At 68.4% G+C, this 11,707-nt stretch carries 5 protein-coding genes; 2 read left to right on the plus strand and 3 right to left on the minus strand.

Annotation, left to right across the window (positions count from 1 at the left end; all coding sequences use genetic code 11):
* Nucleotides 1-16 precede the first annotated feature (16 nt).
* Together J5226_RS05825 and J5226_RS05830 are read left to right on the plus strand one after the other, a co-directional pair.
* Complete coding sequence (locus J5226_RS05825; protein ID WP_215838907.1) at nt 17-5,377, plus strand: DNA repair ATPase; 5,361 nt, start codon at nt 17-19, stop codon at nt 5,375-5,377.
* Nucleotides 5,374-6,075, plus strand: a complete 702-nt coding sequence (locus J5226_RS05830) for a phospholipase D-like domain-containing protein (RefSeq protein WP_215838908.1) — start codon at nt 5,374-5,376, stop codon at nt 6,073-6,075. Before J5226_RS05825 ends, J5226_RS05830 begins: the two co-directional genes overlap by 4 nt.
* Before the next feature lie 206 nt (nt 6,076-6,281).
* Here J5226_RS05830 and J5226_RS05835 read toward each other — a convergent pair whose 3' ends face one another.
* The 3 genes from J5226_RS05835 to J5226_RS05845 all read right to left on the minus strand — a co-directional run bounded on the left by J5226_RS05835 (nt 6,282) and on the right by J5226_RS05845 (nt 11,679).
* Nucleotides 6,282-7,478 carry a CoA transferase gene (locus tag J5226_RS05835; RefSeq protein ID WP_215838909.1) on the minus strand — a complete coding sequence of 399 codons (1,197 nt, stop codon included), beginning with the start codon at nt 7,476-7,478 and terminating at the stop codon, nt 6,282-6,284.
* 99 nt (nt 7,479-7,577) lie between these two features.
* Nucleotides 7,578-9,482, minus strand: coding sequence for a beta-L-arabinofuranosidase domain-containing protein (locus tag J5226_RS05840; RefSeq protein ID WP_255323008.1), 1,905 nt, complete (start codon nt 9,480-9,482; stop codon nt 7,578-7,580).
* Nucleotides 9,483-9,486: 4 nt separating this feature from the next.
* Nucleotides 9,487-11,679, minus strand: a complete 2,193-nt coding sequence (locus J5226_RS05845; protein ID WP_215838910.1) for an SUMF1/EgtB/PvdO family nonheme iron enzyme — start codon at nt 11,677-11,679, stop codon at nt 9,487-9,489.
* Between the last annotated feature and the right edge of the window lie 28 nt (nt 11,680-11,707).

The raw sequence follows: 11,707 nt of genomic DNA on the forward strand, positions 1-11,707 counted from the left end.
ATCGGTAGGACGGAACATGGCGGACACCAAGCCCGCCGCGGCTGCGGCCGCGGGCGCACCCCTCGCTGGCGACACCAGCGCAGTCGATCAGGCCGTCGCCCAAGGCGGCGCCTACGAGGTGCTGAGCAAGCGCCTGAGCGAGCAAGGCCAAAAGCTGCGCGCGCTGGCCGATGGGCTCAACCAGCAGCGGCTGAGCGAATTCGGCAGCAGCCAGATGGACGTGGTCGGGCGCTTCCGCATCCGCACCGAGAACAACTGCGTGGCCCGCGACATCGTCCAGGTCGGCGAGTTTCTCGTGTTCGGCTACAACGTGTTCATGGGGCTCAAGAAAGAAACCGTCGTCGCCGACGTGTTCTCGTTGTACAAGCTGGTGCAAGGGCCGGAGGGTTACGACGTCACCCCGGTCGAGCTCAAGGGCAGCTTCCTCGGCATCGACAGCTTCGCCAACGATTTCCGCGAGCTCTACGCGTACTACAAGCACACCCGGCTGATCCAGCTGATCGTGCGCGACGGCAAGCTGCTGGCCGCGTTCCAGATCGGCGAGCGCATCAGCGATCTGCGCGTGTTCCGCTGGTCGGTCTCGCCCGACGGCGAGGTGCGCTACATCGACAACCGCGGCGAGCGCGACATCGCGCTGCCGGCGCCGTACGACTTCGAGTGGACCCGCGCCGGGCGCGACATGGTCGTCAACGGCCGCCATCCGCACCTCAACATCCTCGACAGCGTGTTCGTGGAAACCGTCAACGGCGATCTGACTGTCAAGATCGAGAACAACACCGAGGACGGACAAGGCATCTACCGCGAGCCGGTGCAGGACAAGACGCAGTCGCTGGACGACGCGCAGGTCGACTTCGCCAAGGTCGGCAGCCTGATCCTGCTCAAGATCCTGCCGTACCGCGAGGAGCAGTGGCGCTACCTCGTGTTCAACACGCTCACCCGCAAGGTGGCGCGCCTGGACGAGATCGGGCTGGCCTGCATCCAGTTGCCGGAAGACCACGGCATCATCTTCCCCGGCGGCTACTACCTGCAGAACGGCGAGCACAAGCGCTTCGACCAGTCGATGGAGGGCATGCGCTACAAGCGCAACATCCGCTCGCCCAACGGCGAAGACGTGATGTACCTGTTCTACGAGCCCGAACAGGGCCGCACCGCGATGTTCACCTACAACCTGATCGAACGGCGCCTGCAGACGCCGATCTTCGGTCACGGCTACGCGCGCCTGGAGGACGGGCGCATGGTGATCTTCGCCACCGAAAGCGACGAGCCGACCCGCGTGCATCCGATGCAGGTGTGGCAGACGCCGTACGCCAGCGAGGAGTACGCGGCGCGGCAGCCGGCCGGCAACAGCTTCATGGGCAAGATCGGCAACGCCGAGCTGGTGCGCGGCATGTCCGAGTTGATCAGCCTGAGCCGCGAGATCGAGGCCACCGAGGTCTCGGCGCAGCGCTACGGCTTGCTCGCGCAGAACACCCGGCGCCTGTTCGACGCCCACCATTGGCTCAGCGACCCGCATTGCGGCGAAGTGGCGCCATTGCTGCGCGAGATCGCCGCGACCGCCGAATCGGTGCTGGACGAATACGAAAAAGTCGAAGGCATCCGCAGCCAGTCCGAGCGCGCGATGCGCGAGGCGCAGAGCAAGCAGAAGGCGCTGTTCGACACGCTGCAGCCCGAGAACTGGGAGGAAGTGCAGCCCTTCGTCGACGCGCTCAACGGCCTGACCGCGCAGCGCGGGCACCTGCTGACCATCCGCGACTACCGCTACATCGACGTAGCCAAGATCGATGAAATGGAGCAGGCGCTGATCGCCGCCCACGAGCGCATCGGCGCGGCCACCGGCGCGTTCCTGGCCGGCGACAAGGCGCTGGCGCCGTTGGGCGAGACGCTCAAAACGTTGGACGCGCAGGCCCAGGCCGCGAGCACGGTGACCCAGCTGGCCGAGCCGCTGACTCGGATGCAGGCGATGTCCGGCGACCTGGACATGCTGTCGGGGCTGATGGCGACGCTGAAGGTCGACGACGCCACCCAGCGCACGCGCGTGGTCGAGGCGATCTCGGAGATCTACGCCAAGCTCAATCAAGCCAAGGCGCGCGCCGATCAACGCCGCAAACAGCTGGGTTCGGCCGAATCGGTGGCGCAGTTCGGCGCCCAGTTCACCCTGTTCGGCCAGAGCATCGCCAGCGCGCTGGCGCTCGCGCAGGATCCGGAAAAGGCCGACGAACAACTCTCGCGCCTGCTGGTGCAGTTGGAGGAACTGGAAAGCCAGTTCGGCGAACACGAAGCCTTCCTCGGCGACATCCTGGCCAAGCGCGAGGAGCTGCTGGAGACCTTCGAGGCGCACAAGCAGACCTTGCTGGACGAACGCCAGCGCAAGGCGCAGGCGGTGATGGACGCCGCTACCCGCATTCTCGAAGGCCTCGGCCGCCGCACCGCGCGCTTCGCCGGCAGCGACGAGCTCAACGCCTTCTTCGCCGGCGACGCGCTGATCCTCAAGTTGCGCGAACTGGCCGAGCGTCTGCGCGCGCTCAAGGACAACGTCAAGGCCGACGACGTCGAGGCGCGGCTCAAGGGCGCGCGCGATCAGGCCGTGCGCGCGCTGCGGGACCGCACCGAGCTGTTCGAGGACGGCGGCGGCGTGATCAAGCTCGGCCCGCGCCATCGCTTCAGCGTCAACACTCAGGAGCTCGACCTGACCTTGATGCCGCGCGGCGACGCGCTCAACCTGCATCTGACCGGCACGGATTTCTTCGAGCCGATCAACGAAGCGGGCTTGGATGCGGCGCGCGATTACTGGGGCGTGTCGATGGATTCCGAATCGCCGCAGCTGTACCGCGGCGAGTATCTGGCGGGGCTGGCGATCGAAGCCGCCGAAGCCGGGCGCGAGAATCTGAGCCTGGATTTGCTGCGCGGGCAGCTGGCGCAGCCCGAAACGCTGGCGCGCACGATCCGCGACTTCGCCGCGCCGCGTTATCGCGAGGGTTACGAGAAGGGCATCCACGACCACGATGCCGCGCTGATCCTGCAAGCGCTGCTGCCGCTGCGCGACAGCGCCGGCAGCTTGAGTTACGAGCCGGCCGCGCGCGCGTTGGCGGCCTATTTCTGGTCGTTGCAGGGCGGACAGGGCGATGCCGCCGGCTGGCCGGAACGGGCGCGGACCGCAGCGGACATCCAGCGATTGTTCGGCAGCGGCGACGGCCTCGCCGCGTTGCGCGCGGAAGTCGCGGCGGCGCTGGCCGAGTGGGCGCAGGTGCAGACGATGCCGGTCGATCCGGCGCTGACGCCGCGCGCGGCCGAGTATCTGGTGCTGGAACTGTCGGCGCCGCAGCCGAAGTTCGCGTTCAGCCGCTACGCCGGACAGTTGCTCGCGGCGCTGCGCGAGAAACTGTCGGCGGCGCGGATGTGGGACGGTTTCGCCGCCACCCTCGAATCGCTGCGCGAACGCCCGGCCGCGCGCTGGGCGTTGGCGATGAACTGGATCGACGCGCTGGCGCGCACGCCGGAACTCGCCGCGCAGGCGGCGTATGCGGCGGAGGCCGCGGCGCTGTTGCTGCTCGACGATGGGTTCGCGAAAACCACCAGCGAGACCGAGTTGGGCGCCGACCTGCGAGGCCTGCTCGGCGAACACCCGCGCATCCGCGAAGGCCGCATGCGACTGGCCGTGGACGATTGGTCGGCGCGGCTGCGCCAGCACCGCGAGCGCTTCGTGCCGGGCTTCCAGAAGTATCAGGCGCTGCGTCAGGAGATCGTCGCGCGCGAGCGCGCGGCGCTGCGCCTGGACGAGTTCAAGCCGCGGCCGCTGAGCTCGTTCGTGCGCAACAAGCTCATCAACGACGTTTATCTGGGCGTGATTGGCGACAACCTCGCCAAGCAGATGGGCACGGTCGGCGAGAGCAAGCGCTCGGACCTGATGGGTCTGCTGATGATGATTTCGCCGCCGGGCTACGGCAAAACCACGCTGATGGAATACGTGGCGCACCGGCTCGGGCTGATCTTCATGAAGATCAACGGCCCCGCGCTCGGCCACGAGGTGCGCTCGCTCGACCCGGCGCAGGCGCCGGACGCGACCTCGCGCCAGGAACTGGAGAAGCTCAATCTCGCGCTGGAGATGGGCAACAACGTGATGCTGTACGTCGACGACATCCAGCACACCCATCCCGAGTTCCTGCAGAAGTTCATCTCGCTGTGCGACGGCACCCGCCGCATCGAGGGCGTGTGGAAGGGCCGCACCCGCACCTACGACATGCGCGGCAAGAAGTTCTGCGTGGTCATGGCCGGCAACCCGTACACCGAGTCAGGCGAGGTGTTCAAGATCCCGGACATGCTCGCCAACCGCGCCGACATCTACAACCTCGGCGACGTGCTCGGCGGCATGGAGCACGCGTTCCTGCTGAGTTACATCGAGAACAGCCTGACCTCCAATCCGGTGCTGGCGCCGCTGGCGACGCGCGAGATGGGCGATCTGTACAAGCTGATCGACAAGGCGCAGGGCAAGTCGTTCTCGGCCAACGAGCTGAGCCACGCCTACAGCGGCGCTGAGATCAACGAGATCGTCGCGACCCTGGAGCGTTTGGTGCAGGTGCGCGACGTGGTTTACCGGGTCAATCAGCAGTACATCGCCAGCGCCGCGCAGGCCGAGACCTACCGCACCGAGCCGCCGTTCAAGCTGCAAGGCAGCTATCGCAACATGAACAAGCTGGCGGAGAAGATTTCGCCGGTGATGAACGCGGCCGAGTTGCAGCAGTTGATCGGCGATCACTACCTCGGCGAAGCGCAGCTGCTGACGTCCGGCGCCGAGGAGAACCTGCTCAAGCTCGGCGAACTGCGCGGCGTGCACAACGAAGAGCAGGCCGCGCGCTGGACGCAGATCAAGCGCGATTTCCTGCGCAACAAGGCGATGGGCGCGGGCGAGGCGGACGTCGGCGGGCGCGTGGTGGCGCAGCTCAACGATCTGGTCGAGAGCGTGCGCGCACTGGATTCGGCCGCGGGCCGCGCGAGCGCGGCGCAGGCCAAGGCGGCCGAAGCCAAGCCGGCCGATCCTGCGCCGTGGCCGCAGTTGCTGGCGGCGCTGGAGCGCATCGCCGCGGCGCAAAGCGAGCCCGAGACCGCACCGCCCGCCGATGCCAGCGCGGCGCTGAGCTCTGCCTTGAGCGGGCTCGGCCCGCAGCTGCAACAGGCGTTCGCGCCGCTGGCCGAACGCTTTCAGGACAACGACGAACGTCAACAGCGGGTCAATGCGGCGATGGTGGAACTGTTCAAGCGACTCGGCGAGCGCGACGTCCAAGACGCGCCGACCCGCGCGGAAATGACCGAGCAGCAGCGCGAACTGCAGCGCGCGCTCAACGAATTCGCCGACCGGCTCAACGGCCGGATCCAACGATGAGGACGGGCGCGATGGATTTCGCCGAACTCGACCGTACCTTGCGCGAAAGCGTCGCCGATCTGCTCCTGGACAACGAGGAGAAGTTCGAGCTGCGCGAGCTGGGCGCGCGATTGCCGGCCGACCGCGTGCGCTACCTGCGCAACCGCGCCTTCGACATGGCCCGCGAGCTGATGCTGGCGCAGCCGCCGAGCACCTTGGATTCGCTGCGCTGGCTGGAGCAGGTGGTCAAGACGCTGGACGCGGTGGCCGAGCCGCCGACGCTGGTGTCGAGCGCGTTCTTCGCCCCGGGCGACGCTTGTTTGCGCAAGCTGCGCGAGCTGTGCCGATCGGCCAAGCGCAGCGTGGAGGTGTGCGTTTATACGATCTCCGACGACCGGCTCAGCGATGAGATTCTGGCTTGCCACAAGCGTGGGCTGAACGTGCGGGTGATCAGCGACAACGACAAGCGTTACGACGAAGGCAGCGATGTGAGCCGGCTGATCGAGTTGGGCGTGCCGCTGCGGATCGACGACAGCCCGTACCATATGCACCACAAGTTCGCGCTGTTCGACGGGCGGGTGCTGGCGAACGGCAGCTTCAACTGGACGCGCAGCGCGACCACCAGCAACGAGGAGAATTTGGTGGTGACCGACGATGCGAATCTGGTGCGCAGCTTCTCGGGGCATTTCGAGGCGCTGTGGGAGAAGTACGCGGGGTGAGCTCTGCGGTCGGATAGGGCGATTGCGTCGTATGCGCGGTGGCGCGGTCGCGGCTTGCGCCGCTCCTACAGGTAGCCCTGGCGCGATCCGAAGCCCCTGTAGGAGCAGCGCAAGCCGCGACCGCGACAATCCGATGACTGCGTAAGTCGCGCCGCAACCTTGCAATCCCATGGTCGCGGCTCACGCCGCTCCTACCTAAGCAGGGATCAGCGGCGCCTCGGCGCCACGTGGCCGCTCTCGTCCAACTCGCGCTTGACCGCCCCGGTGTCCTGCCCCAACTCCGGCGCGGCGAACGGCGCCGGCCCGGGCGTGCGGCCGAACTTGATCGACTGCGCCACGCCGCGATAGCGGCCGACGCCGGGATGCTCGATCGGCGAGACGATGCCTTCGGCCAGCACTTGCGGATGCTCGAACATGTCCTCGATCCGCCGCGCCGCCGCGCACGGCACCGCGTCGCCGAACAGCGTTTCCCACTCCATCGCGGTGTGCGCGGCCAGCGCCGCATGCAACTGCGGAACGATCTCCGCGGCGGCTTGAGCGCGCTTGCGCACGCTGTCGTAGCGCGGATCGGCGGCCAGCGCGGTCAGTCCGGTCTTCTCGCACAACGCTTGCCAGAAGCGCGGGGTGTTGGCCGAGATGTAGATGTGCCCGTCGCGGGTCGGATGGATGCCGGTGACGCCGCCCGAACGCATATCGCGGCCGATGTCCAAGCCTTCGCCCTCGGCCCAGATCAGCCGCGCCGATTGCATGGTCAGCGCGCTGCGCAGCAGCGACACGCCGACGAACTGGCCCAGGCCGCTGCGCTCGCGCTCGTACAGCGCCGAGGCCACGCCGCCGGCGAGCAGCGCGGCGGCGTAGTAGTCCACCACCGAGCCGTAGATGATTTCCGGCGGCCCGCCGCGCTTGCCTTGCAGCGCGCACATGCCGGTCATGGTTTGCAGCACCTGGTCGTAGCCGGCCTTGTCCTTCATCGGCCCGTCTTCGCCGTAGCCGGTGACGGCGCAATAGATCAAGCGCGGGTTGATGAGTTGCAGGCGCTCGAAGTCGATGCCCAGGCGCGCCGGCACGCTGGGGCGGAAGTTGTGCACCAGCACGTCGGCGTCGCGGACCAGGCGCAGCAGCACCGCGTGGTCCTCGGCGCGCTTGAGGTCGAGCACGATGCCGCGCTTGCTGCGGTTGACGCCGAGGAAGGCGCGGCTCTCGCTGACCAGCGTGGACGGGTACTGGCGCAGATTGTCGCCGTCGGGCGGCTCGATCTTGACCACGTCGGCGCCTTGATCGGCGAGCAGCGCGCATCCGTAGGGGCCGGCGATGTAGGCGCTCAGGTCGAGCACGCGCACGCCGGCCAGCGGGCCGGCGCCGTGGCGCTGCGAGTCGGACGGAAGAGGAGAGCGGGAATCCATGCGTGACGTGGCGGAGCCTGAGCGGTTCGACGGTGCGGGGCGGTTCCACTGTGCGCCTGCCTGCGCCGCGCGAACAGGCAGGCGGCATATGTTCTGGCGTTACGAATTCTTGCTTGGGCCGTGTGCATCGTGCGCGAAGTCGCGGTTCGCGCCGTCGCCGGGCGCCAGCGACAGCCAGGTCAGCCGCCACGCGCCGTCGCTGCGGCCGCCGGCGCGGTAATACGGCTCGAAGGTCAGCGGTGCGCGATAGCCCAGACGCAGCTCCAGCCGCGGTGGCGCGTCGCCGGCCGGCGGCGACCAGCGCAGCCAGTCGGATTCGGGCGCGTCGGGCAGGCGCACGGTCTCTTCGGTCTTGAAGCCGTCGATGAGGCCGGTGGCGTAGACCAGCGGCCCGCAGGTGAAGCCGAGATAGGCGTGGCGCAGCACTTCCTGCGCGACCGGACTGCCGTCGGGCGCGCGCGACTCCTGCACGTTGCGATTGAGCGCGACATGGGCGCGCGGACGCATCGGCAGGCGGAGGATCAGTTCGTCGCCTTCGCGCCATTCGCGTTCGACGGCGAAGTAGTCGCCCGCCGCGGGTTCGCCCTCGACCGGCGAGCCGTTCACGGCGACGCCGGCCTCCTGCGCCCACGACGGAATGCGCAAGCGCAACGCGAAGCGCGCCGCGCGCTGCGGCGAAACCCGCAAGCGGATCTCGCCGTCGAACGGATACGCGGTGTCCTGCGCGAGCGTCAGCGCGCCCGCGAGCGGATGCGCGATGCGCGCCGACCCCGCGCCGTAGAGATTGACCGTGACAGCGCCGTCGTCGCCCAACGCGTACGCCACGCCCGGCAGTTCTTCCACCGCCATCGCGCCGCTGGACTTGCAGCAACGCCAATACGTGGTGTGCACGCGCCGCCCGTTCGGGAACACGTAGTAGCACCAGTCCTCGCCGTCCGGCGCCTGCGCGGCGAGCAGATCGTTGTAGGCCGAGCGTTCGATCTCCTCGGCATAGCGCGCCTCGCCGGTGATCGCCAGCAACTCGCGGTTGAGCTGGATCCAGGCCAGCGTCGAACAGGTTTCTACATACGCCTGCGGGCTGAACGAGCCCGGCGCGTTGAACACTTCGCGCGAACGATGGGCGACACCGCCCCACGGCCCGCCGCCGAGCGTGAGATGGCGTTCGCGGATGCTGCGCCACAGCGACTCGACCGCGCGCAGATAATCGGCGTGGCCGCTGGCGCGATGCAGCTTGGCCAGCCCGACCAGATTCCAGGCGAGTTGATACGCCTTGCCGGTCGCGATCTCGGCCGCGTCGGCGCCGGCCAGCGCGCGGGTCAACAGCGCCAGCGGCGGATGCGCGTCGGCCTGCCCGAGCACGGTCAAGGCGAGGTCGAGGAAGACGCGGTCGCCGGTGGCGAAATACAGTTCGACCGCCGGATCGAGCAGCACCGTCGCCGACAGGCCGAAGTGGTTGCCCAGGTCGGTGATGTCGATGTCGCCGCCGCTGAGCGTGCGCAGGCACAGCTCGCCGATGCGGCGCGCGGCGTCGAGGTAGCGCGGTTCGGGGAAGTGCTTATGCGTTTCCAGCAGGCCGAGGATCAGATACGCGTGGGTCCAGATGTCCCAGGTGCGAACGCTCGGCGCGCCGTCCCAGCTCACCGGTTTCGGCGGCTGTTTGCGCATGAAGCGTCGTTCGGGCGCGTAGGTGCCCAGATACCCGTCGGGTTCCTGCGTCGACACCAGAAAATCGGCGACGCGGCGCAGGTTGGCGAGCAAGCGCGCATCGCCGCTGCGCGCGGCGGCTTTGGCCGCGGCGCTGAGCCACTTGCCGGCGTGTTCGCCGTACCAATCGCCCTCGGTGTTGTGGCGACGGCGTTCCGGCGCGAACAGCGCGATCGCCGGGCTGGTCTCGTCGACGATGAAATGCGACAAGCGGCCGCCGAGGTTGGCGTCGAGGGCGTCGCCGAGCGGGCCGCGCAGGACGATGCCGGCCGGGTCGAGCGCGGGGGCGTAATCGCGCATGCGCTTACTCCGCGCCCTGCGTGCTGTCCATGGCACAGCGGAAGCCGATGCAGGCCGAACGGTCCTTGCTCGGCGCCATCAGCAGCAGCTTGCCGTGCTGGTCGAGGCGATACGCCTGAGGGAAATACCAATGCGAGGTCTGCGGCTGGTACGAACTGCCGCCGCGCAGGATCGCCGCGCGGGTGTGGTCGTCGTGGTACTCGTCGGTCCATTGCCAGACGTTGCCGACCAGATCGAGCACGCCGAACGGGCTGGCGCCGGCCGGGTGCGCGTCGACCGGATCCGGCGCGCGCACGCGACGGTTGCGGTTCGGCGCGGGCGCGGCGTCGTCGCGCCAATCGTCGCCCCACGGGTAACGCCGGCCGTCGCCGCCTTGCGCGGCGTACTGCCATTCCCACTCGCGCGGCAGGCGCTTGCCGGCCCATTGCGCGTAGGCGCGGGCGTCTTCGAGCGCGACCCAGGTGACCGGGCGATTTTCCCAGCCGGCGCGCGGCGCGCCGTCGACCCAGTCGCGCAGGTAGTTGTGCGCATCGCGCGGCGCGTAGCCGCTGGCGCGAACGAAGTCGAGGTATTGCGCGTTGGTGACCGGAGTGCGGTCGATGAAGTAGCGCGGCAGGCTCAGGCGGCGGCGGTGGTTGCGGCGCGCGCTGTTCTCCCACGGGTATTGCACGTCCACGCCCTCCCAGGTCTGGCCTTCGATCTCGACGCCGCCGACGACGAAATCGAACTCGCCAGCGGGGATTTCGATCATCCCCTCCGGCGCCGCGGTCGCCGGCGCGGTCGGCGCGATCTCGACCAAGCGCTGCGGCAGCGACTTCCACTGCGCGCTGTACTCGCGCAGCGGCTTGGCCGACATCGCGCGCATCTTGCTCAGGAACGCATCGAGCCCGTCGCGCGTGGCGCCGGCGGGTAGAGCCAGCAACGCGCCGAAGCCGCGGCCTTCCAACGCGAACGCCAGCGTCGCGCGCTCGCCGTGCACGCGCGGCGTCAGTTCGGCGCCGTTCCACAGGTCGAAATAGCGCTGGCCGTCGATATGCGCCACTGAGATCAGCTCGCCGTCGACATCGAATTCGTTTCGATTCACCACGGTCCACACCGCCGCGCCTTCGTGCGCGAAGCGGCTGGCGAACACGCCGTGCTGCAGGGTGCGCGCATACGGCCGCCAATCGAGATCGACGAAGTGCGGCGCGAACTCGCGCTCGATGCCGGCGATGCGGCGCAAGGTCTCCGCGTCGCGGTCGGTGAGCTGGTTCCACACGCCCCAGATGTTCTCCCAAGCGTTGTAGCCGACGCCGTTGAAGAAGATGTATTGCAGGTCGTGGTTGCGGTCGCGGCCCCAGCGGTTTTCGTAGTTGATCATGTGCCGCGGTTCCAGCCACTTGAACTTGGCCACCGGCGGCACCGGTTCGTTCGGCGCCTTCTTGCCCCAGCTCTGCACGTTCCAGATCAGCGCTTCCTCGGCGCTGATGGTCGATTCGGGCTGCAGCACCACCGGATTTCCGGCGGCGTCGCAGGCGTCGAAGAACGCGCGCGGCACGCCGTTGTAGGTGTCGCCGTTGATGCCGTCGGCGCCGACCGCCTTGGCCAGTTCGGCCACCGAGTCCCAATCGCGCTGGCCGCTGTCGCGGGTGCCTTGATCCCAGGGCATCGTCGGCAGGAACACGCGCACGCCGCGGCGGTGAAAATCGGCGACCGCGCCGCGCAGCCCGTCGAGGCCGCCCGGCAAGTCGCGGGCGAGATCGAACTGATTGCGGTCGTCCACGCCGATGTTCGGATACACCGGCCAGATCAGCACGCTGTCGATGCCGCCGTAGCGGCGCTCCAGATCGTCCAGATAGCGGTCGACCGTGTAGCGGCCTGCGACCGGATCGTAGAAGTAGCGGTCCTCGACCATCATCTGCGCGTGCACGAAATTGCGCTGCGCCCATTGCAGTTCGGGACGGCGGTAGTGCGCGTCGTCGTAGCCGATGCGGATCAGGTGCTCGCGGCGCCAGTCCTTGAGCTCTTCGATCCAGTCGTCGAGGGTGCCGTCCACGTCGGTCTTCCAATGGCCGATCTCGGCGAACGGCCAACCCGGCGCCTTGCCCGGCAGCGGCAGATAGCGCTGGGTGGTGACGTGGGAGAACTTGTACTCGCTGCGCACGCGCGCACGCTCGGCTTCGGGGGCGGCGTCGGCGGCGGAATCGTAGTCGGACATGGGGGGCATCGTGGGTCGTGAGGCGGTA

It is taken from the genome of Lysobacter sp. K5869, from assembly GCF_018847975.1.
Lineage (GTDB): Bacteria > Pseudomonadota > Gammaproteobacteria > Xanthomonadales > Xanthomonadaceae > Lysobacter.

What these genes read in the sequence shown, in the direction of transcription:
- J5226_RS05825 (WP_215838907.1), top strand. Translation starts at nt 17, where the DNA reads ATGGCGGACACCAAGCCCGCCGCGGCTGCGGCCGCGGGCGCACCCCTC.
- J5226_RS05830 (WP_215838908.1), top strand. Translation starts at nt 5,374, where the DNA reads ATGAGGACGGGCGCGATGGATTTCGCCGAACTCGACCGTACCTTGCGC.
- J5226_RS05835 (WP_215838909.1), bottom strand. Translation starts at nt 7,478, where the DNA reads ATGGATTCCCGCTCTCCTCTTCCGTCCGACTCGCAGCGCCACGGCGCC.
- J5226_RS05840 (WP_255323008.1), bottom strand. Translation starts at nt 9,482, where the DNA reads ATGCGCGATTACGCCCCCGCGCTCGACCCGGCCGGCATCGTCCTGCGC.
- J5226_RS05845 (WP_215838910.1), bottom strand. Translation starts at nt 11,679, where the DNA reads ATGTCCGACTACGATTCCGCCGCCGACGCCGCCCCCGAAGCCGAGCGT.